Annotated in this window: 18 protein-coding genes; 5 read left to right on the top strand and 13 right to left on the bottom strand. The window is 62.1% G+C overall.

What is annotated here, in order from left to right; translation table 11 throughout:
• Window positions 1–7: 7 nt before the first annotated feature.
• A complete protein-coding gene (locus tag AC4LE2_RS19110) occupies window positions 8–1,273 on the bottom strand; it encodes an Hsp70 family protein (protein ID WP_491827454.1) in 1,266 nt (421 codons plus the stop codon).
• Window positions 1,274–1,483: 210 nt separating this feature from the next.
• Between AC4LE2_RS19110 and AC4LE2_RS19105 the strand changes: the two genes are divergently transcribed.
• Window positions 1,484–2,422: a DnaJ C-terminal domain-containing protein gene (locus tag AC4LE2_RS19105; RefSeq protein ID WP_491827452.1), complete on the top strand. Its 939-nt coding sequence runs from the start codon at window positions 1,484–1,486 to the stop codon at window positions 2,420–2,422.
• A 6-nt stretch (window positions 2,423–2,428) separates the two neighbouring features.
• Here the strand turns inward: AC4LE2_RS19105 and AC4LE2_RS19100 are convergent, their stop codons facing one another.
• The 7 genes from AC4LE2_RS19100 to cbiE form a co-directional block, all read right to left on the bottom strand.
• Window positions 2,429–2,965, bottom strand: coding sequence for a GNAT family N-acetyltransferase (locus tag AC4LE2_RS19100; protein ID WP_491827450.1), 537 nt, complete (start codon window positions 2,963–2,965; stop codon window positions 2,429–2,431).
• A gap of 4 nt (window positions 2,966–2,969) precedes the next feature.
• Window positions 2,970–3,494, bottom strand: a complete 525-nt coding sequence (locus AC4LE2_RS19095; RefSeq protein WP_491827448.1) for a GNAT family N-acetyltransferase — start codon at window positions 3,492–3,494, stop codon at window positions 2,970–2,972.
• Window positions 3,495–3,658: 164 nt separating this feature from the next.
• Window positions 3,659–4,237 (bottom strand): DUF2931 family protein, encoded by a 579-nt coding sequence (locus tag AC4LE2_RS19090; RefSeq protein WP_491827446.1) that lies wholly within the window; start codon window positions 4,235–4,237, stop codon window positions 3,659–3,661.
• 67 nt (window positions 4,238–4,304) lie between these two features.
• Complete coding sequence (locus tag AC4LE2_RS19085; RefSeq protein ID WP_491827444.1) at window positions 4,305–6,161, bottom strand: type VI secretion system family protein; 1,857 nt, start codon at window positions 6,159–6,161, stop codon at window positions 4,305–4,307.
• Window positions 6,162–6,401: 240 nt separating this feature from the next.
• Complete coding sequence (locus AC4LE2_RS19080) at window positions 6,402–6,875, bottom strand: copper chaperone PCu(A)C (protein WP_491827442.1); 474 nt, start codon at window positions 6,873–6,875, stop codon at window positions 6,402–6,404.
• A 75-nt stretch (window positions 6,876–6,950) separates the two neighbouring features.
• Window positions 6,951–7,670, bottom strand: a complete 720-nt coding sequence (locus AC4LE2_RS19075) for a cobalt-precorrin-6A reductase (protein WP_491827440.1) — start codon at window positions 7,668–7,670, stop codon at window positions 6,951–6,953.
• Window positions 7,667–8,896: a precorrin-6y C5,15-methyltransferase (decarboxylating) subunit CbiE gene (cbiE, locus tag AC4LE2_RS19070; protein WP_491827438.1), complete on the bottom strand. Its 1,230-nt coding sequence runs from the start codon at window positions 8,894–8,896 to the stop codon at window positions 7,667–7,669. The genes AC4LE2_RS19075 and cbiE overlap by 4 nt, the downstream gene beginning before the upstream one ends.
• A gap of 113 nt (window positions 8,897–9,009) precedes the next feature.
• Here cbiE and cobG point away from each other — a divergent pair, with 113 nt between their 5' ends.
• From cobG to cobJ, 4 genes are read left to right on the top strand one after another with little or no spacing between them, the layout of a single operon-like run.
• Window positions 9,010–10,332, top strand: coding sequence for a precorrin-3B synthase (cobG, locus tag AC4LE2_RS19065; RefSeq protein ID WP_491827437.1), 1,323 nt, complete (start codon window positions 9,010–9,012; stop codon window positions 10,330–10,332).
• Window positions 10,325–10,951: a precorrin-8X methylmutase gene (locus tag AC4LE2_RS19060; RefSeq protein ID WP_491827435.1), complete on the top strand. Its 627-nt coding sequence runs from the start codon at window positions 10,325–10,327 to the stop codon at window positions 10,949–10,951. Before cobG ends, AC4LE2_RS19060 begins: the two co-directional genes overlap by 8 nt.
• Entirely contained in the window at window positions 10,951–11,679 is a 729-nt protein-coding gene (locus AC4LE2_RS19055; RefSeq protein ID WP_491827433.1) for a precorrin-2 C(20)-methyltransferase, read from the top strand. The genes AC4LE2_RS19060 and AC4LE2_RS19055 overlap by 1 nt, the downstream gene beginning before the upstream one ends.
• Entirely contained in the window at window positions 11,676–13,370 is a 1,695-nt protein-coding gene (gene cobJ, locus AC4LE2_RS19050) for a precorrin-3B C(17)-methyltransferase (protein WP_491827432.1), read from the top strand. The genes AC4LE2_RS19055 and cobJ overlap by 4 nt, the downstream gene beginning before the upstream one ends.
• A gap of 31 nt (window positions 13,371–13,401) precedes the next feature.
• Here cobJ and AC4LE2_RS19045 read toward each other — a convergent pair whose 3' ends face one another.
• The 5 genes from AC4LE2_RS19045 to dusB all read right to left on the bottom strand — a co-directional run bounded on the left by AC4LE2_RS19045 (window position 13,402) and on the right by dusB (window position 20,672).
• Window positions 13,402–16,179: a hybrid sensor histidine kinase/response regulator gene (locus AC4LE2_RS19045; protein WP_491827431.1), complete on the bottom strand. Its 2,778-nt coding sequence runs from the start codon at window positions 16,177–16,179 to the stop codon at window positions 13,402–13,404.
• A gap of 137 nt (window positions 16,180–16,316) precedes the next feature.
• Complete coding sequence (purD, locus tag AC4LE2_RS19040; RefSeq protein WP_491827429.1) at window positions 16,317–17,606, bottom strand: phosphoribosylamine--glycine ligase; 1,290 nt, start codon at window positions 17,604–17,606, stop codon at window positions 16,317–16,319.
• Window positions 17,607–17,660: 54 nt separating this feature from the next.
• Window positions 17,661–19,268 carry a bifunctional phosphoribosylaminoimidazolecarboxamide formyltransferase/IMP cyclohydrolase gene (gene purH / locus AC4LE2_RS19035; RefSeq protein WP_491827427.1) on the bottom strand — a complete coding sequence of 536 codons (1,608 nt, stop codon included), beginning with the start codon at window positions 19,266–19,268 and terminating at the stop codon, window positions 17,661–17,663.
• A 73-nt stretch (window positions 19,269–19,341) separates the two neighbouring features.
• Window positions 19,342–19,662: a DNA-binding transcriptional regulator Fis gene (gene fis / locus AC4LE2_RS19030; protein WP_491827425.1), complete on the bottom strand. Its 321-nt coding sequence runs from the start codon at window positions 19,660–19,662 to the stop codon at window positions 19,342–19,344.
• Entirely contained in the window at window positions 19,659–20,672 is a 1,014-nt protein-coding gene (gene dusB, locus AC4LE2_RS19025; RefSeq protein WP_491827423.1) for a tRNA dihydrouridine synthase DusB, read from the bottom strand. Before dusB ends, fis begins: the two co-directional genes overlap by 4 nt.
• Window positions 20,673–20,716 lie beyond the last annotated feature (44 nt).

The raw sequence follows: 20,716 nt of genomic DNA, 5'->3' as shown, positions 1-20,716 counted from the left end.
CCGACCTTTATCCGTAGCGCCGCCAGGCTTCGATGGCGAGGCCGCTGCCGATGCTACCAAAGCGATTGCCCTCCACATGGCGGGCCTCTGGCAGCATGGCTGCCACACTGTCACGCAGGGCAGGTATGCCGCTGGAACCGCCGGTGAAAAATACCGTATCTACCTGGTGCTCGCTGATGCCTGCTTGGGCCAGGGTATCGCGAACGCTGCCTCGCACTCGGGTTAGCAAGTTTTCGATAGCCGCTTCGAACAGCGTGCGGGTAAGGGTCGCGCTCAAGCCGGGTTCGACCCGGTCAAGCATAAGTAGCCGGCTGGGGGCCTCGGTCAGTTGGATCTTGCTTTCTTCTACTTCCATTGCCAGCCAGTGGCCGGCGCGCTGCTCGATCAGCTTGAACAGCCGGTCAATCCCTTGGGCGTCCTCGATGTCGTAACGCATATTGTTCAGCGCAATCTGGGACTTCTGCGAGTACACCGCGTTTATGGTGTGCCAGGTGGCCAAATTGAGGTGAAAGCTGGTCGGCATCAAGGCTTGGCTTTTCATTCGGCTGCCATACCCGAACAGCGGCATGACCCCTTGCAGGCTGAGCTGCTTGTCGAAGTCAGTACCACCAACGTGAACGCCACCCGTGGCCAGTATGTCCTGCTGGCGGTCACTGAGGGCTCGTCGCTCCGGAGCCAGGCGCACCAGGGAGAAGTCTGAGGTACCGCCGCCGATGTCCACGATCAACACCAGCTCCTCACGCTCGATGCCCGACTCGTAGTCGAAGGCGGCCGCGATAGGCTCGTACTGGAACGATACGTCTTTGAAGCCTATCTTGTGGGCAACGGCAGCCAAGGTGTCTTCAGCTTCCTGGTCGGCAACAGGGTCGTCATCCACGAAGTGCACCGGGCGGCCTAGCACCACTTGGTCGAATGCGCGGCCGCTGGCCTGCTCCGCTCGCTGCTTGAGCTGGGTGATGAACAGGCCCAGCAGGTCCTTGAAGGGCAAGGCGCTGCCTAGCACACTGGTGTCGTGCTTGATCAGGCGTGAGCCCAGCAGGCTCTTGAGCGAGCGCATCAAGCGACCCTCGTACCCTTCCAGGTATTCCTTGAGCGCAAGGCGGCCATACACAGGGCGGCGCTCTTCGGCATTGAAAAACACCACCGACGGCAGCGTGATTTTGCCGTCTTCCAGTGGCAGCAGGGTTTCCTGGCCGGGGCGGTACACGCCCACGGTGGAGTTGGACGTACCGAAATCGATGCCGCAGGCGCGAGCGAAGGGAGCGGTGGTCATAGAGCGGCCCTGGTGGAAAAACGGCCGCGCAGTGTATGCCAGCCTTGGCCGGAACCGAAGGGCAGCGGTCGTTATTTTTAGTGGCTGCGCGCCTTGAAAGGCGCTTGACGGCCCCAATCTAGAGGGCATTACCTTGCGCGAACATTTGCCTCAGGCAGCGTCTGATTCAGAGGCCCTTCGCGCTTTCCCCATTTCAGGTGGTTTCTACAGATGGATTTCAAAGACTACTACAAGATACTGGGCGTGGAGCCCACTGCGGATGAGAAGACCATCAAGGCCGCTTACCGCAAGCTGGCGCGTAAGTATCACCCTGACGTGAGCAAGGAGCCCAACGCCGAAGCGCAGTTCAAGGAGGCCTCCGAGGCCTACGATGCGCTGAGCAACGCCGAAAAACGCGCTGAATACGACGAGCTTCGCAAATACGGCGTGCACGGCCGGCCCTTCCAGGCGCCACCAGGGTATGGAGGTGGGCCTTTCGGGCAAAGTGACAACCCTGAATTCTCGGACTTCTTCAGCTCTATATTCGGTAACCAGAGCCGCGCGGGCAGTCCCTTCGGCAATGCAAGGGGTGGCTCGCGTAGCCCTCGTCGTCGCGGCAACGATGTAGACCTGGAGCTGCCCTTGTTTCTGGAAGAAACCCTCGCGGGCGAGTCCAAACAGGTCAGCTTCCGAGTGCCGCAGTACAACCCGGCAGGCCACCCCGCGGGCAGTGTCACTAAAACCTTGAACGTAAAAATTCCAGCCGGGGTCACCGACGGTGAGCGTATGCGCCTCAAAGGGCAGGGTGGCCCGGGCTATGCGGGCGGGGAGGCCGGGGATCTATACCTGACCATCCGTTACGCGCCTCACCCAGCGTTCACGGTAGAGGGTGCGGACTTGATCGCCGAGGTGCCGGTTGCCCCGTGGGAGCTTGCACTGGGCGCTAAGGTGCAAGTGAGCACCCTTACCGGGCGGGTGAACGTGACGGTGCGGCCAGACAGCCAAAATGGCCAGCGGCTGCGTGTAAAAGAGAACGGCCTGCCTGTGAAAGGAGGAGGCCGTGGCGACCTGCTAGTGCAACTGAAGGTGGTCATGCCGCCCCGCAACGATGCCACGCGGGAGCTATGGGACAAGCTGGCGCATAAGGCAGGCTTCGACCCACGGGCGTGAAGGCGCTCAGCCCCGAGGCGCTTGCAAAACCTTGTAGTAGAGGGAGGTTGGCCGGTAAACGCCGCTAGGCGAGCAGGCGTAATCGGGAATCTGGCCGGATAGCTGATAACCGAGGCTGCGGTAGAAGGGCTCTGCGCTCGACCCGGTCTCGGTGTCCAGGAACAGCAAGCCTCGCCCTTGAGCGCGTGCTTCGCTTTCGAGTGCCGTCATCAAGTGGGCGCCTAGCCCGTGGCGTTGGCTGTCGCTGCGCACAAGCAGTTTTTGTACTTCGCCGCGGTTGAGCCCATTGGCCTTTTGGCACAAGGACAGTTGCACAGTAGCCAGTACATGTTCATCCCTGACCACCACCCACAACACGCAGCGCTCTGCCGCCACCTCCTGGTGGACGCCATCAAAATAGGCAGCTACCTCTGCATCGCTCGGTGCCTCCAAGAAACCGATGGAGGCGCCACTGTTTACCGCATCGACCAGTAACGCGTGCAGGCCTGCACGGTAGTGCGCGAAGCTTTCGACGTTCACTCGGCGCAGTTGTGCAGAGTTCATGATGTTACTCCTGTGGCGCGGGCGCGCCTGGTGCAAGGGTGAGCTGCATGAAGGTAAGGTCTAGCCAGCGGCCGAATTTAACGCCCACTTGAGGCATGTTGCCCGTGGTGATGAAGCCCTGGCGCTCGTGAAGGCGGATCGACGCAGTATTGCTGCTCTCGATGGCCGCCACTACGACGTGTTTGCCACAAGCCCTCGCCCGGTCGAGCAGCGGCATCAGTAGCTTTGCACCGATCCCCAGCCCACGTTGGCCATCGCGCACGTACACGGAGTTTTCTACGGTATGGCGAAACCCTTCGAACGGGCGCCAGTCGCCGAACGAGGCATAACCTAGTATGTAGTCGCTGCCATCGGTTGCCACCAGGATGGGGTAGCCCTGTTGCTGGCGCAGCGCGTACCAGGCTTCACGGTTGGCCAAGTCTACCGGGTTGTCGTTCCATATGGCGGTGGTGTTGGTCACTGCATCGTTGTAAATGCTCAGCAAGCCAGGCAGGTCAGCTAGCGTTGCATCCCGAACATGAACAGTCATCAAGGCCCCTCGGTCAATGGCAAATTTGCAGGTACCCGGTACCCGGTAGCAGCGGTGAGTATACGTAGTCAATGCCCCACGGGAAGCCCTGTTCAGCCCTAATCTCAGGTAGCGGAACAGTCGTCAGGCAGCGTAGGCCTAGCGATTGTAGGGTTAGGCCAGGCTTACCAACTGCCATAGGGGATACCATAGCGCTTGATGTAGGCTTTCGAGGCCTCGCCCAGTGGGTAATAGTGCCCTCCGGACAACCCTCGGTAAGGGCCGCGCCTTACTACGGTGGCTTGTAGGCGAGCGACGGGTATGTCATCCAGGCATTGCCCTGAAATTGATACCTTGACAACGCCGCCAGGTGCCAGGCCGATGCCTATACCGTCCCGGTAGTCGGTGATCCATGTGGCATCGGCCTCACAGAAGGTTTTTTCCGGCCTGGCCATGGCCTTGCGCGTAGCCTCGTCTATGGGAATCCATATTTCGTAAGTCTGTGGCTCTACTAAAGACTGCCAGCGCACGTAGATCATGCGCGGCAAGGCAGCGCCTCGAATGTGCTTACCTGCACCCCAGCCTGCGAGATCATTCCAGCCTTTAGGGTTGGCTTTTAAGCTAGGGGAAGTGTTGATGGACGGCAAGCCACCCCCTGCGTTGACGAAAACGCGGCCTTGGCTATCAATGACCTGCGCAGTTTCTATCCATACTTCCATATAGGCAGGTGCCAGAAATCCCAAGTACCAAGCAGGATACGGCATCCCACCCGGCCCTTTGGCACAAGCGGTCAGGGATAAGGCTGCGCAGAGCAGTAGCGCCAACGCCCACTTACGCATTGGGATGCTCGACACGCCGCCCCCTGGGCCCTGGACGGTTGATATAGAACACCGCGACACCAGAGCGGTCATGGCCTGGCAGAGGGTTCCAGTGCGTGGACAGATGAATGTAGCAGCGTTTTAAAAGCTTCAGTTCACTGTCGTCCAAGGGGCTTCGAATGTAGCCCAAGGCATAGGCTTGTAGCTTCTCAGTGATAGGCACTAACTCTAACGGCAGCGCCAGATCCGGATCCAGGTCGTCGATCACCTTGAAAGGCACACCCGCTCGCACGCCCAGCTCGCGCATCACCCGCAGGTACACCAGCGATAATTCTCCGCGCACCTGCCGCTCACTGTAGGTGGCGGCATAGACGCGTTTGCGCTGGGGCGCGCCGCGCTCCGTTGGCAGGCGTTCGTGCCAGGTGTGCATGCGCAGCTGGCCTTCGAACGCGGCGTCGTAATAGGGGGTGCCTTGTTGGGCTTTCAGGCGTACCCGGCGATAGACGTCACTGTCTTCGTCGCGCAGGTGCAGCGGCGCTTCGCTGGTATCCGGTTGGGTAATGATGACCTTTTCCCGTAGGAGGGGCGCGTACCCGCCGCCGACATCGGAGTGGGCACCCGGCACGCGGATGTCGTTGCCGCTGAGCATCAGCGAGAAGTTATGGCGGTACTCGTGCTGGGCCACCAGTTGCACCACTTCGCGTGCGCAGCCTGGGGCGAGGCGCAGGTTGAGGCCGGGGTTATTCGCGTTGTGAGTGCTGAAATCCCCCAGCAGGGGATTGGCGATGCCGGGTACGGTGTCGAACAGGCCGATGAAATTGAGGATGAAGTCCGTGCCATGGCGCCAGCGGAAATTAGCACTGAGCAACGGCGAGCCAGCGGGTAATGCTTTCGCTAAGCCGCTTGTAGCGCCTTTAAGCAACTCATTGGCACAATGCCGAGCCGCAGCTGCCCCACGGCTAAACCCAATCAGATCGAATTCAATGCGATCAATAACTAGGCCAGGATTGTGGCTACGCAACTGCCGCAACCTACCCATGACAAGCCCCGGAGCCTGCTCAACCCGCGCAGCCACACCGGTATCGCCCACACCAAAGGCTTGCGCTAACAGTGAGTCGTCCTGGCCGCTGCGAGTGCCGATGCCTTCAAGGTAAACCCTGACCGACGCCTCGCGCCGACCCGATTCAAGCCTTGTATTAGAGTCGTCCTGATACAACTGATGCAGCCGTGCGACATTACTCACCGCATTGCCATAACTGTTCGCCGGCACACCCTCCGCGCCATCGAACCCATATTCGCGACAATGGGCGACCAGCTCCTGGCTCATCTGGTGGTCGAAGTCATACAGGCGCGTATGGCACTCGGCAGTGGCATCGGCATTGGCAAGGTTGTTACCGGTGCCGTCGAAGAACAGCCCAATGTGCAGAGTGATGCCTTCGCTGGGTACCTCTTCTTCCTCCTCTTCCTCTTCAAGTGCGGCTTTGGTAGGCGGTTGTTGCGGCCTACTGGTCGAATCACCCAACCCAGCGCCATACCCACCTACACCCGCGCCAAAATAGGCCGTTGGCACCGGTACCGAGGGCGCCTCGAACTCCTGAAACATCAGCGACTGGTTGGCGATCAGCGTGGGCGAAGGCGAGCAGGCGCACTGGCACAGGTCGCCTTCCAGCGCGCACTCACTGCCCGAGGCCAGGGCAGAGAGGCGCGGGCCGTGGCACACGATCACGCCTTGGGTGCCGCAGGCTGGGCAGTCCACTAGATCGCCTTCGCGGGCCAGTGGCTCGCCCATGAGTTCTACCGTGGCGCTGCCGGTGAGCACCGTGCCACCGGCGGTGGTCTTGGCGCCTCGGGTCAGGTTGTAGCGCCTCATGCCCACCCCCTTTCAGGCAGAAAGGAAGGCGGACAGTGGAGAGTGGGCGAGGGCATAAGGCAGCTTCAGAGGCATGTAAACACGTGGGAGCGGCGAGACTAGGGCAGGAGGGCAGGGCAATGATGCCGGGCAATTCTGAAAGAGTTGTGGGAAAAATCTGCAGAAATCCGGCGCTTTTAGCTAGCACCACGCGCGAATGGGTAAAAGGCCTTACACGCCTGTCATACGGGTGCTTGCACGTTACTCCGCGTCGGCCGGCGGATTGGCCAGTACCTGAACCTGTACTTCAAGGTCGCCCGCCTGCTGGAAGTGCAGGGTAAGCGGAAAGCGTTCGCCCTCCATCAAGTGACTGCGGTCGCTCAGGCCCATGAGCATCACATGATCGCCAAACGGCGCGAAGCGCACCTGCCCTGCGGCCGGAATGATCACGCCTTCTACAGGTTGCATTTTCATCATGCCGTCGTTGCTTTGGTGCTCATGCAGCTGTGCGTGGGCTGCCACTGGGGTATCGACGCCCAGTAAGCGGTCGTTGACGATGCCGGTATTGCGCACGGTAAAGTAGGCAGCGGCGGTAGGCGCCGAGGGTGGCAGTGCCTGCGACCAAGGCGCCAGCACCTGAAGCGAGCCCACGGTGTAATTCTCGGCGTGGGCTAAGCCAGCCACTGACGTCAGGCCAGCGATGCACAACCAATACAAGGGGCGCCGACGGGTCATGAGCGAGTCCGGGGTAGGGAGGGGTGCGGCGTATTTAGCCAGAACCGCCAAGGGAAGTAAAAAACACCTGGGGCGTTAAAGCGCCTTTAATACCTCGGCCAACGTGGTTGCGTCAGTGAACGCCCTGTCTACCGGCGGCAACAGTGGGCGCGCCAGCATCAGCACAGGTAGCCTCAGGGCTCGCGCCACCTGTAATTTAGGTTCGGTGGCCCCGCCTCCGCTGTTCTTGCTGACCAGCACGTCAAAGCGGCCACGGGTGAACACGTCACGCTCTGCTTCAAGCGTGAAGGGGCCGCGTGCGCCGATCACGGTGCAGCGTGCGTTGCCGGGGTAAGGGTCGAGACAGCGCAGCGTCCAGTAGTGGTTAGCTGGAATGCTGTCCAAGTGCGCCAAGGGTTCACGGCCTACTGTAAAAAACGGTCGCCTGAAGTCGCGTAGCGCACTCATCAGGCTGGCCCAGTCAGTGAAAGGGCGCCAGTCATCACCCGCTTGAGCCGCCCAGCCTGGGCGACGCAGCGCCCAGCACGGGATGCCAGCCTCAGCCGCCGCCATTACTGCGTTATGGCTCATGCGCGCCGCGTAAGGGTGTGTGGCGTCAACCAGCAGACCAATACCTTCAGCCCTGATGAACGCGGCCAGGCCCTCGGCCCCGCCATAGCCACCGACCTTCAACCCGCAGCACAGGTCGCCGGGTACGCGACCTATTCCGGCCAGGCTATAAAGGTGCTGCGGGCCAAGCTGCCTGGCAATGCGCAGGCTTTCGGTAACGCCTCCTAATAGCAGTATGCGGGTCACTGCGGGCACCTTGCGTGTTCATCGTAACCCTTGACCACATCAAGTAGCGTGATCGGCAGGGCCTGGCGCCAGGTTTGGAAATTACCCAGGGGTGCGGCGTGGGCCACGTGCAGCCGCACCAGTTCGCCACCGTGCCGGGATTGCCAACTGAACAGGGCCACTTCGCTTTCCAGGGTGACCGCATTGGCCACCAGCCGGCCGCCCGGTTTGAGCGCGGCCCAGCACTGTTCCAGCACGCCAGGAACGGTAACGCCCCCGCCTATGAATATGGCGTCAGGTGCAGGCAAGCCTTGCAGCGCAGCGGGGGCGCTGCCAGGTACTAGCTGCAGCCCAGGCACGCCGAGGGTGTCGCGGTTGTGCTCGATCAGCGCCTGCCGACCGTTGTGGGCTTCGATGGCAATGGCCTGGCAAAGCGGGTGCGCACGCATCCACTCGATGCCAATGGAGCCACACCCGGCGCCTACGTCCCACAATAACTGACCAGGGCGTGGCATCAGGCGCCCTAGGGTGAGGGCGCGTACGTCACGTTTTGTCAGTTGCCCATCGTGTCTGAACGCGCTATCCGGCAGGCCTGGTGCACCGCTCAACGCCTGCGCGTCAGCTCCAGCACTCATCTGTAGCGCTATCAGGTTAAGGGCCGCTACGGTTTGGCCTTGCCACTGCGCGGCAGTGCTGGCATGGCAACGCTCTCTAGGCCCACCCAAGTGCTCGAACACCTGCAGCCGGCTGGCATCGAACCCGCTTGCGCACAGCAGCGCCGCCACGGCCGCTGGGGTATGGCCATCATTGCTCAGAATCAGAATCCGCTGACCGTCGCTCATGTAACGGTTAATCAGTGCCGGTGAGCGAGCCACCAGCGAAACTACGGGCGTGTCCGCCAGCGCCCAACCCATTCGCGCCGCAGCCAGCGAGGCGGAGGAGGGCGCAGGCAGTACCCGGTATTCGTCAGAGGTAACCTGCCGTGCCAGGCTTACACCCACGCCGTGGAACATCGGGTCGCCACTGGCCAGCACGCACAGTGGCTGGCCGCGCCGCTCAAGCACAGGCGCCAACGAAAACGGGGTAGGCCACGCCAACCGTTGCGCCTTGAGGCACGGCGGCAGCAGGGCCAGTTGACGGGGTGCGCCAATAATCAAAGGGGCATCGAGCAAGGCTCGCCGAGCCTGCTTGCCGAGGCCCGGATAGCCCTCTTCGCCAATACCGACGATGGTCAGCCAGGGCAACATGAAGGATCCTCAGGTAATCCGACCGGCAGGATTTTCATGCCGTCGGTCAAAGCAGGCATAATACCGCGCACTTCTGCTCAGAAGTGCCTTTGTCACCTCATCCGGATGATCTTTTGAACCAGCCACTGCCGGCCTCGTCGCCCGTTACACCGCCTGCCAGCGCCTGCCCCGGCTTGCTGCGCATCGTGCCGGCCCGAGATGGGGGGCTGTGCCGGGTAAAGCTGCCCGGCGGTTCGCTGACACTGGCTGGGGCACGTGCCCTGGCCGAGGCGGCACGCCGTTACAGCGATGGCGCGGTATACCTGACCAATCGCGCCAACCTGCAGTTGCGGGGGATTGCCCCTGAGCACCAGCACGCCCTGATCGACCATGTCCTGGCTGCAGGGCTAGGGCCTGCGTCAGCGGGTGCCGATGACATCCGCAATGTCATGCTCAGCCCCATGGCCGGCCTGGACCCTGGCGCGGCATTGGATGTTCGGCCACTGGCTGTCGAATTGGTCGCGGCCCTGGAGCATGAGCCGCGCTTCCATCGTCTGTCGCCCAAGTTCTGCATCCAGATCGATGGCGGCGAAGCCCTGGCGGAGTTGTACCACCACCACGACCTTTGGCTGACACCACTCTGGCAGGAGGGGGCGTGGCAGCTGGGGCTTGGTTTGGCCAGCGGCATTGCCCAGGCCTCGCCCGTGGCCATGGTGCCGGTCGAGCACGGAGTGGCGTTGATACTGGCAGTGCTGGAGCGTTTTCTGGCCCTGGCCGGGCCCGAACCTGCTCGTCTACGCGACCTGCTGTCGGTGCACCCGGTCTCGGCCCTGCTCGACCACCTGCCCGTGACACTGCAACGCTCGGCGTTACCGCAGCGCCCGCCGCGTTCCCGACCCCCCGCACTTGGGCGACGGGCCCAAGCCCAGCGAGGCATGATGGCGATCGGGCTGGCGCCAGAGCTGGGGCGGTTGTCTGCCGATGACCTCGACCGCTTGGTAAGCCTGGTAGAAGCACACGGCGCCGGGCCGCTGATGCTCACGCCTTGGCAGGGCATACTGGTGCCCCATGTGCCCGAGGCTCATGCAGCGCAGGTGCAAGCCAGTGCGCGCGCATTGGGCTTATTGGTCGATGACAGCGCCCCGCTGGCTGCCACGGTGGCCTGTACCGGGGCGGCAGGATGTGCCCGGGGCCTGGCCGACACCAAGGCCGACGCCCGGTTGCTCGCTGGCCTGCTGGGGCATGCTGCCCCTGTTCACTTCACCGGATGCGCACGGTCCTGCGCTCGGCCCACGGTCGCGCCGGCTACCTTGCTGGCCGTCTCTCCCGGTCATTACGACCTCTTCTATCGTGACCCTTCCTTGCCAGGCTTTGGCCGGCAAGCGGGGCGCAACCTTAGTGTGCAAGACGCGGCGGCGCACCTCGCCGTCTGCTCTCGGAGCCTGTTTGATGATTGACTATATTCGCGATGGCCAGGCGATCTATCGCAATTCCTTCGCCACCATCCGCGCAGAAGCGGACCTCAGCCAGATTCCGCCCGACCTTGAGAAACTCGCCGTGCGGGTGATCCATGCGTGCGGGATGGTCGATGTGGTGCAAGACCTGCGCTTTTCCCCGGGGGCGGGCCTTGCCGGGCGCCGTGCATTGGCGGCGGGCGCGCCTATCTTGTGCGATGCGCACATGGTTGCCGAAGGCGTCACCCGGCCCCGCTTGCCCGCTAACAACCTTGTGATCTGTACTTTGAAAGACGAGCGCGTGCCTGAAATGGCCAAAGCGGCAGGCAATACCCGGTCTGCCATGGCGCTGGAGCTGTGGCGCCCGTTGCTGGAAGGCAGCGTGGTGGTGATCGGTAATGCACCTACGGCGCTCTTTTACCTGCTCGAAATGCTAGATGCGGGCGCACCCCGGCCGGCATTGATCCTGGGGTTCCCCGTAGGCTTTATCGGCGCCGCTGAATCCAAAGCCATGCTGGCCGCCGATAGCCGTGGCGTGCCTTACGTGGTGGTCAGTGGCAGACGCGGCGGCAGCGCCATGGCGGCAGCGGCGGTCAATGCCCTTGCCACGGAGGTGGAGTGATGCCCCAAGGTCGCCTGTTCGGCCTGGGCGTAGGGCCTGGCGACCCGGAGTTGATTACCGTCAAAGCGTTGCGCCTGCTGCGGGAGGCGCCTGTGGTGGCGTATTTCGTGGCCAAGGGTAAAAAAGGCAATGCATTCGGCATCATCGAAGCGCACTTGCAGCCGGCTCAGGTGCTACTGCCTTTGGTGTACCCGGTCACGACCGAAGCCCTGCCTGCGCCGTTGTGCTACGAGGACGTGATCGCGGCCTTCTACGACCAGGCGGGCACCGATGTGGCGGCGCACCTGGATGCAGGCCGTGATGTTGCCGTGATCTGCGAAGGCGATCCGATGTTCTATGGCTCTTACATGTACCTGCATGATCGCCTGGCCGAGCGCTACCCCACCCAGGTGATTCCTGGAGTGTGTTCGATGCTTGGGGGCACGGCGGTGCTGGGCGCGCCACTGGTGTATCGCAACCAGAGCCTGTCTGTGCTGTCCGGTGTACTGCCTGAGCCCGAACTCAAGCGGCGCCTGGCTGACGCCGAAGCGGCTGTCATCATGAAGCTGGGGCGCAACCTGCCTAAGGTACGTCAGGTATTGGCTGAGCTGGGCTTGGCCGACAGGGCGCTCTATGTAGAGCGCGCGACCATGTCGAATCAGAAAATCGTGCCCCTGGCGGAGGTAGACCCTTCCTCATCGCCCTACTTTTCGCTGGTGATCGTTCCCGGCGAACGGTGGCAAGGATGAAGGTGCCCGCCACTGCGGCCATCGTGGTATTGGGTGCCACGGCACTGCCTGTCGCGCGGCGTATTCAGGCGTGTTTCCCCGGCGCACAGGTGTTGGGGTTGGCCGGTCGCGCAGATGCGGCCGATGTCACGTATAGCCAGTTTGGAGAAACCCTGCGCGGCCTGTACCGCGCTAATACGGGAATCATCGCCCTGTGTGCAGCCGGTATCGTGATACGCGCCTTGGCCAGCGTACTGGATGAAAAGGGCAGTGAGCCGCCCGTGCTTGCGGTGGCCGAGGATGGCAGCGCAGTGGTGCCATTGCTAGGGGGGTTGGGCGGCGTCAACGAGATGGCCCGGCAACTGGCCTCTGCCCTGGAAGTAGCGCCAGCCATCACGACCAGCGGTGAGTTGCGCTTTGGAACCTGCCTGCTCAACCCGCCTGCCGGGTATGTATTGGCCGACCTTGAACAAGGTAAACACTTCGTGTCTGACCTGCTCGCCGGGCAGCGGGTACGCATAGAAGGCCACGCGCCCTGGCTTGAGGCTGCCAATGTACCTGTGGCGGCAGACGCGACCCTGGCCATCCGCGTAAGCGCAGAGCAGGGGCAGGGCGCTGACGAGTTACTGATCCACCCCCGCAGCGTTGCAGTGGGCGTAGAGGCGGATTCAGGTGACCTCGCCGCTGAGGTAGTCGCCGCCTTGAATGCCGCAGGCCTGGCGCCAGTGGCCCTGGCCTGCATCGTGGCGCCCAAGGTGTTGATGGGCTCGGCAGCGCTGGCCCAGGCAGCCTATGCCTTGAGCGCCGAGCTGCGCTTTGCCCCGGCGGGTACTGCAAGCCATTCGCTGCAAACGAGTTTGCCGCTGGCTCGGCAAGGGCAATGGGGTAGCGTATGGGTGGCAGTCAACCCTGAGCCGCTCGCTCCTGACGCGCTCGGCCAACGCCGTGGCCGTTTGGCCGTTGTGGGCTTGGGCCCAGGCGACCGTGCCTTTATGGTTCCGGCGGTGCACGCTGAGCTGGCCCGCGCCAACGATGTGCTGGGCTACGAAACCTATGTGAACATGGCCGGCCCCTTCCGCCCCGACCAAGTGCTTCACTGCACTGACAATCGCGAAGAGTTGCAACGCGCCCGCCATGCCCTGGCGCTGGCAGCCAGTGGCCGTGATGTGGTGGTGGTGTCCTCGGGAGACCCTGGAGTGTTTGCCATGGCTTCAGCCGTACTCGAAGCACTGGAAGCGGCAACAGATCCAGCCTGGCATGCGGTAACGCTGGAAATACTGCCTGGGGTATCGGCGTCCCTGGCCACCGCTGCCCTTGCAGGCGCACCACTGGGGCATGACTTCTGCGTCATTTCACTCTCGGACAACCTCAAGCCGTGGTCCGTTATCGAGCAGCGGCTCGACCTCGCAGGCAAGGCCGACATGGCCATGGCGTTCTATAACCCTATTTCAAAGGCACGGCCTTGGCAGCTGGGCCAGGCGCTGGACGTCGTGCGGCGCCACCGCAGCCCTGAAACCCCGGTCGTATTGGGCCGGGATGTGGCAAGGCCGGCCCAGCACCTCAGGGTTGTAAGGCTTGGGGCATTAACGCCCGATATGGTCGACATGCGCACCATGGTGCTCGTGGGGTCTTCCACCACGCGGGTCATATCCCGAGGTGACGACGCGCCGTGGGTCTATACACCCCGCTGGTACCCTGGGCCACCCGGGTAAAAAACCGCCATGCCGCCCGGAAGAGAGGCTGTTACGTAGGCTCGACTTCGTTCGGGCGGTCATCACGTTGGGCCACCCAGTGGTCGATCAACTCTCGCAGTTGAGACATCTCCACAGGCTTGGCCATGTGCCCATCCATGCCTGCAAGGCGTGCGCGTTCCTTGTGTTCGCTCAGGATGTGCGCGGTCAGCGCAACCACAGGCGTACGTAGGCGGCGCGTGCCCAACTCCCAGGCGCGCAGCTGTTGAGTGGCTGAGAACCCATCGAGTATGGGCATTTCACAGTCCATCAGTACCAGGTCATAGCGCTGGGCCTTCATGGCCCGCAGGGCCTCCTCGCCATTGCTGGCGGTGTCTGGCTGGAGATTGAGCTTTCCCAGCATGCCTCGGATCACCTTGGTCGAAATGCTGTTGTCCTCGGCTACCAGGATTTTAAAGTCCGGCGGTACCACAGGGCCTTCCTGGGCCCAGGCACCTGCCGCCGAGGGGTGGGCGGCTTCAGCCTTGGTGCGGTGGGACAGTTCATCGGCCAGGGTGGTGCGCAGGGTATAGCCTGCTACAGGCTTGGCCAGTATTCGTTTCACGCCAGCATTGCGAGCGATGACCTTGCTGGGCGCGTTGCTGATGCCTGTGAGCATCACAATGAGGATATCGTGGTTAAGGCTGGGGTCTTCCTTGATCTTGGTCGCCAGTTGCATCCCCGTCATGCCTGGCATGTTCTGGTCCAGCAGCACGACGTCAAAGTAGTCACGCAGGTGGGCCTTGGTACGAAGCAGCGCCAGCGCCTCCTTGCCCGAGCTGACGGCGCTGACGTTCAGGCCCCAGGCGGTGCATTGCTGCACCAGGACCTTGCGGCACGTGTCGTTGTCATCCACCACCAGTACACGTGCATCTTTGAGGCTGGCGTCCAGGTCTGGGAGCGAGTGCTCAAGGCGTTGGGGGTCCAATGGCAAGGTCAGCCAGAAGGTGCTGCCTTGGTGGGCACCGCTCTTGATGCCGAATTCCCCTCGCATCAAGCCAATGAGTTGGCGAGCGATCAATAGGCCCAGGTGGTGACTGCCCGGCTTGTGAGTGGCCAGTAAGTCCTGGCTGCGCAGCTCCGAGTGCAGAAGGGCGTCCCGCTCTTCTGGAGGCAAGGGCTCGCCGCTGTCCTGTACGGCAATGCGCAGGCGCGGTGGCCCGCTACGCTGGTCCAGGGCGGCCGCCAACAACACTTCCCCCCCGGTGGTTTTTTTCAAGGCGTTGTCCAGCATCGCCAGCAGCGCCTGGCGCAGCCGCATGGGGTCGCCTGTGATTACGCGCGGCACCTGAGGTTGAGTGAAGCTGATCAACTCTACGTTCTGTTGTTCTGCCCTGGCTCGATAGATGTTCAGGCACTCGTCGATCAAGGCGTTAAGGTCGAATTGCACATCATCGAGCTCAATCTGCCCGGATTCGATTTTTGAGATGTCCAGAATTTCATTGATCAGCGTTAGCAGCTCATTACCTGCGCTGTGAATGGTTTGCACGTAATCACGCTGCTTCACGGACAACGGCGTACCCAGTAACAGCTCTGTCATGCCCAGCACGCCGTTCATGGGCGTACGGATTTCATGGCTGAGCTTGGCGAGAAACTCGGCCTTGGCGTTTGTTTCTGCGGTAGTGGCTGCCAAATCGCGGCTGGCGCTGAAACGGTCCTCGCTGATGCGCAGCAGCCGCGTGGTTACGGCCAGGTTGAGCATGGCTCCACTGCAGACCGCGCAGGCGAGCATGCCGTAAATCATCCACTGCACCGGCGTGCGGGTGAGTATCAGCAGCGCGGGCAGTACCACCACAAATCCAAGGGTGCACAGCGCCATGGCCAGGGTGAAAAGCCGTGCAGGCAGGTAGCCCCGGTACCAGTGCCAGCCCGACACCACCAGCATGCACAGGCACGTAAGGGCAACGGCAGCGTAGGCCAGGACATTCAGGGGCAGGGTGTCCAGGAACAATAACAACAGGCCACACGCACCAATCAGTGCGATGAGCCCTAACACTAGCCGCTGCAAGCGGGGCGCTGGGCGAGCCGCGAAAAACCTTAGCGTGTAGATCAGGGCGCATTCGGCCGCTACTAGCATCAGGAAATAGGCCACAGGCGTACGTGCCGGCCCCCAACTGCTCATCCAGGGCGTGCCCAGGTTGACCAGGATCATTGCGCTTGCCAGCAACAGGGCTTGGCAGGCACCTAGCCAGAAGCTGCTCGCGGAGCGGCTGAGGGCATAGCGGGCCAGGTTGTGCAGAATGAGCATGGCCATGCAGCCGAGCAGCAGGCCAAACAACAAGGTATGGCCTTGGTGGGTAGCCACTTGCAGGGCCGGCTCAAGGCTGATTCGAGGACGAACCTGATGTTCGCTTACCAAGCGTAGATACAGGTCTACAGGCGCTTGGCTAATGGGGAGGGGCACCAATAAGTCGCCGCTGCGTGGGGGTGGCGCTGACCCCGTACTGCCAAGGCCCCTGCCGGTGTGCTGGAGCTGCTGGTCACCACCAAAGGCGTACACGTCCAGTTGGGCGAGGTCTGGCGCGAACAGGCGAATGACCTGCTCATGAGAAGAGGGCATAAGGCGATAACGCAACCAAAGCGCGCTGTGGGCCGGGGCTGCATCAAGCTGTGGCAATTCGATAGGTGCGAACTGGCTCTGGTAACGTTCGGAACGGACGTCACTTAGCTGAAGGCCTGCCTGATCGTCGACCAGCATGGACCAGCCGCTGCCTTGATCAGCCTGCGCCGGCAGCAGGCAGGGCAGTACGAGCGCGACCATTAAACACAAGGCAATCCTGAGCCAACGCACGGGGAAATCCCTATCCTGGATAAGCATGGGCTGGAGTATAACCGTGCCCAGGCCAGGGCGGTTGGCGCGGTGTCGGAATGCACCAAAACAAATGCCCCCGGCCAGGCCGAGGGCATTAGCGCGCGATGCGATGTGGCTTAACCCTCGCCACGCTCCCGAGCGATGGCGCGGTAGCCGATGTCGTGGCGGTAGAAGCTACCGTTCCAACGCACCTTGGCGGCCAGCGCATAGGCCTGCTGCTGGGCCGCCTGCACGGTATCGCCCAGGGCAGTGGCGCACAGCACGCGGCCGCCTGCAGTAGTAACGGCTCCGTCAGACAGGGCGGTGCCAGCGTGGAACACTTTGCCAGGCAAGGCCGCCGCAGCCTCCAGGCCTTCGATGACATCCCCCTTGGCGTAGTCCCCTGGATAGCCGCCTGCGGCTAGCACTACGCCCAGGCTCGGGCGAGGGTCCCATTGAGCTTCGATCTTGTTCAGGGCTTTGGCCAGTGCAGCCTCTACCAACAGGATAAGGCTGGACTGCAACCGCAGCATCACCGGTTGGGTTTCCGGATCACCGAACCGGCAATTGAACTCGATCACCTTGGGGTTGCCCTGGGCATCGATCATCAGCCCAGCGTATAGAAAGCCGGTATAGGTATTGCCTTCCTCAGCCATGCCCCGAACCGTGGGCCAAATGACCTGGTCCATTACGCGCTGGTGCACGTCGTCGGTCACCACAGGGGCCGGCGAGTACGCGCCCATGCCGCCGGTATTAGGGCCCGTATCGGCGTCACCCACGCGCTTATGGTCCTGGCTGGTCGCCATAGGCAGTACGTTGGTACCGTCGACCATGACGATAAAGCTGGCCTCCTCGCCGCCGAGAAACTCTTCGATGACCACCCGTGAGCCGGCATCGCCAAAGGCATTACCGGCCAGCATGTCACGCACGGCGGCTTCAGCCTCCTCCAGCGTAGTGGCAACGATCACGCCCTTGCCTGCGGCCAGGCCATCGGCCTTGATCACGATAGGCGCACCCTGCTCACGCAGGTAAGCCAATGCCGGCTCAACCTCAGTGAAGTTCTGGTATGCCGCAGTAGGAATCTGGTGGCGTGCCAGGAAATCTTTAGTGAAGGCTTTAGAGCCTTCGAGCTGAGCGGCGCCGGCGGTTGGGCCGAAACATTCCAGGCCACGCTGACGGAACAGGTCAACCACCCCGGCCACCAAGGGCGCCTCGGGGCCAACGATAGTCAGCTGCACGTTCTGCTCGGCGAAGTCCGCCAACTGCTCCAGCGCTAATACGTCGATAGGCACGTTCTCGCATTTGGCTTCAGTGGCCGTGCCAGCATTGCCGGGTGCTACGAACACGGTCTCGACGCGTGGGTCCTGTGCAACTTTCCAGGCCAGCGCGTGCTCACGCCCACCGCTGCCGATAATCAACACTTTCATTTTCAATTCCTGTTCGGCGCCGACGCCGCAGATGCCCGGGTCAGCGCGGCGGTTTTAATGTCTGAAATGGCGCATACCGGTGAACACCATCGCGATGTCTGCTTCATCGGCGGCGGCGATCACTTCTGCGTCGCGCATCGAGCCGCCTGGCTGGATCACCGCTCGGATACCTACCTTGGCAGCATTGTCGATGCCATCCCGGAAAGGGAAGAACGCATCAGAGGCCATGACCGCGCCCTCTACCGGCAGCCCGGCATGTTCAGCCTTGATGGCGGCGATACGGGCGGAATTGACACGGCTCATCTGGCCTGCGCCCACGCCGAGGGTCTGCCGATTGCGGGCATAGACGATGGCGTTGGATTTAACGAACTTGGCCACTTTCCAGGCGAAGATCAGGTCATGCACTTCCTGCTCTGTAGGCGCGCGGCGAGTGACCACTTTCAGGTCATCCGCGCCCACCATGCCGATGTCGCGGCTCTGCACCAGCAGGCCACCGCTGACGCGCTTGAAATCCCAGCCCGCTGCGCGGTCGGCAGGCCATTCACCACACGCCAGCAAGCGCACGTTGGCTTTGGCCGCGACCACGGCGCGTGCCTGCTCGCTGATGCTAGGGGCGATGATGACCTCGACGAACTGACGTTCGACGATGGCCTGCGCGGTGGCAGCGTCCAGCTCGCGGTTGAACGCAATGATGCCGCCGAAGGCGGATTCGCTATCAGTGGCGTAGGCCAATTCATACGCCTGGCGAATACCCCCTTCAGCCTCGGGGCACACCGCCACGCCACACGGGTTGGCGTGTTTGACGATGACGCATGCCGGCTTGGTGAAGCTCTTCACGCATTCGAGAGCGGCATCAGTATCGGCAACGTTGTTATAGGACAGTGCTTTGCCTTGGAGCTGGACCGCAGTGGCAATGCCTGCTTCAGCGGGCTTGGCCTCTACGTAAAACGCCGCGCTCTGGTGCGGGTTTTCGCCATAGCGCATGCCTTGGGCTTTGAAGAACTGGGTGTTGAAGGTGCGAGGAAACTCATCGCGGCCTTCAGTCGCCAGCGTGTCGGCTTGCTGGTCGATGGTGCCCAGGTAGTTGGCAATCATCCCATCGTAGGCGGCGGTATGCTCGAACGCTTTGAGCATCAGGTCAAAGCGCTGAGCGTAGGTCAGGCCACCGGCCTTGAGGCTGTCGATCACAAAGGTGTAGTCACCGGCATTGACCACAATGGCCACATGCTTATGGTTTTTAGCCGCAGACCGGACCATGGTCGGCCCGCCGATGTCGATGTTCTCGATAGCGGTAGGCAGGTCACAGCCTGGCTTGGCCACGGTCGCTTCGAACGGATAGAGATTCACTGCTACCAGGTCGATAGGGCGAATGGCGTGCTCAGCCATGACCGCATCGTCCACGCCGCGCCGCCCCAGGATCCCGCCATGGATTTTGGGGTGCAGGGTTTTTACCCGCCCGTCCATCATTTCCGGGAAGCCGGTGTAGTCCGCTACTTCGGTAGCGGCCACGCCGTTGTCACGCAGTAACTTGAAGGTGCCGCCGGTGGAGAGGATTTCTATCCCCAGGGCTTCCAGTTCGCGGGCAAACTCCAGAATGCCGGTTTTATCGGACACGCTGATCAGCGCGCGACGGATCGGCAGGCGGGTGGTCTGGTCGGTCATTTCGGTTTCCATTCAGAGCGGTTAGCAAAAAAGGCGAGCTGCATGCAGTCGCCTTTTCGGAGTGGTGAGCGCTTCAGAGCAAGTCGTACTGCTTGAGCTTCTTGCGCAAGGTACCTCGATTGAGGCCCAGCATTTCGCTGGCCTTGGTCTGGTTACCCTTCACGTAATTCATCACGGTTTCGAGCAGGGGGGCCTCGACCTCGGACAATACGAGGTTGTACACGTCAGTGACCGACGCGCCTTCAAGGTGGGCAAAATAGTTGCGCAGCGCCTTCTCGACACTCCCGCGTAGTGTCTGGCCCTCCTCGGAGGGTGTGTTCAGGTGCTGCTTGAGGTTGACGTTGTCGCTCACGGGCGTTGTTCCACTCACTAAAGTCTCAGTCATCATCGTCATGCGGCCACCCCTTCTCCGTCCTCTGTAACGAGGCTCTCGTATCGTTCGCGGAAGAAGCCGCGGACGCTGGCACATTGCGCTTCGGTTTCGTCCAAGCCATTGAAGCCGGCACGAAAGGCTTTTGCCCCCGGCAGTGTTGCCAAATACCAACCCACGTGTTTACGAGCAATGCGAACACCCATGACCTCCCCATAGAAGGCATGCAGGGCTGCCAGGTGCTCCAGCAGGATTCGTTCCACTTCTTCCAGTGTCGGCGCCGGTAAATAGTCGCCGGTGCGCAGGTAATGCTCGATCTCGCGAAAAATCCACGGGCGGCCTTGAGCGGCCCTGCCGATCAGCAGGCCGTCGGCACCGGTATGGTGCAACACCTGCCGCGCCTTGTCGGGCGAGGTTATGTCGCCATTGGCGAACACCGGTATGGCCACCGCCTGCTTGATCGAAGCGATGGTGTCGTACTCGGCGTCGCCGGTGTACAGGTCGGCACGCGTGCGCCCATGCACGGCAAGTGCGCTGATGCCAGCCTGCTCGGCAATCTTTGCCACGGTCAGCCCGTTGCGGTTGTCGCGGTCCCAGCCCGTACGGATCTTCAACGTAACAGGGACGCTCACGGCCGCTACCACGGCGTGGAGGATGTCTGCCACCAAGGCTTCATCCTTGAGCAGGGCAGACCCTGCTGCCTTGTTGCAGACCTTTTTCGCCGGGCAGCCCATGTTGATGTCAATGATCTGTGCCCCAGCCTCGACATTGGCCCGCGCGGCCGCCGCCAGCATCTGCGCATCCCCCCCGGCGATTTGCACCGAACGTGGCTCTTGATCGCCCGCATGTACCCTGCGCAGCCGAGATTTGCGGCTGTTCCAGAGGGACATGTCGGCCGTGACCATTTCAGAAACGACGAGCCCTGCGCCCAGGCGTCGGCACAACTGACGAAAAGGCTGATCCGTTACTCCTGCCATAGGCGCAAGGATAAGACCGTTGCCGAGTGTGTAGGGGCCGATACGTACCGCAGACATAGGTGTGTTACCTGTGATGACAGGCCGTTAAAAACAGCCTGCAT

Source organism: Pseudomonas sp. 9.3L (assembly GCF_058536285.1).
The sequence above is the reverse complement of the archived record's forward strand: the minus strand, read 5'-3'. Positions and strand labels throughout refer to the sequence as shown.